At 38.6% G+C, this 767-nt stretch carries 1 protein-coding gene; it reads right to left on the bottom strand.

Going from position 1 to position 767, the window contains the following annotated elements; all coding sequences use genetic code 11:
- On the bottom strand, window positions 1–767 hold a 767-nt coding region (locus tag DW269_RS12495; RefSeq protein WP_117460338.1), incomplete at both ends, for an ISNCY family transposase.

Genomic DNA, 767 nt, shown 5'->3' with positions numbered 1-767 from the left:
ATATACTTTTTCTTTTCTTTCTTAGGTGCCTCCTTAGGAGCATCAAATTCCTTTGATATTAGTTCATGTTCAGCTACTTCTTCCATCAGATAAAGATTATCATCGATATTTGCCAGAAGCTGTCCATCAAATGTCTCTATGACCATGCAGTTAGTCTTTCCTGCAAAAAATCTTCTGTCTCCATTTTCGGTCACAGGAAAATAGAATTTACTCTGGAATCTAATGCAGTGGCCACTATCGATGGTTCTAGTTGAAAGTACTGCAAGAGTACGATTGATTTTCTCCATAGATGGTTGCTTCTCATATACCGATTTGGTACTATTAAGATGTAGAGCGAACTGATTATTGTATTTTTTTATGTAGTGGTTTAAAAATACATTTGCGTCCTCTATATTGGTGATATGAGCGTGCCTTAGTTCGACTGGTAATCGTGACTGGAGCGTCTGGTTGAGTCTTTCGACTCTGCCTTTTGCTTGGGGTACGCTCGTAGTTTTTATTTCAATTCCCAGATTATGACAGGCATAAGAGAACTGAGTGAATGTATCCTCAGCATCTGAAGGCTTGTCTTTTCTTTTATATTCAAATACAGTGCGTCTGTCCGTATAAAACATTGCAGGAATGCCATGATTAACAAGAATCTGATAAAGAACCTCATAATACCCTTTAAGTGTCTCCTGACGGTCAAAATAGGCTCCTACAACCTTTCCATCTGCATCATCAATCGCAACATGCAGATGCCACACTTCTCCTTCAATCCAATGGAATGA

Origin of the sequence: Catenibacterium sp. AM22-6LB, from assembly GCF_003435615.1 — a bacterium.
GTDB lineage: Bacteria > Bacillota_I > Bacilli_A > Erysipelotrichales > Coprobacillaceae > Catenibacterium > Catenibacterium mitsuoka_A.
This window is presented reverse-complemented; position numbering and strand designations above follow the sequence as displayed.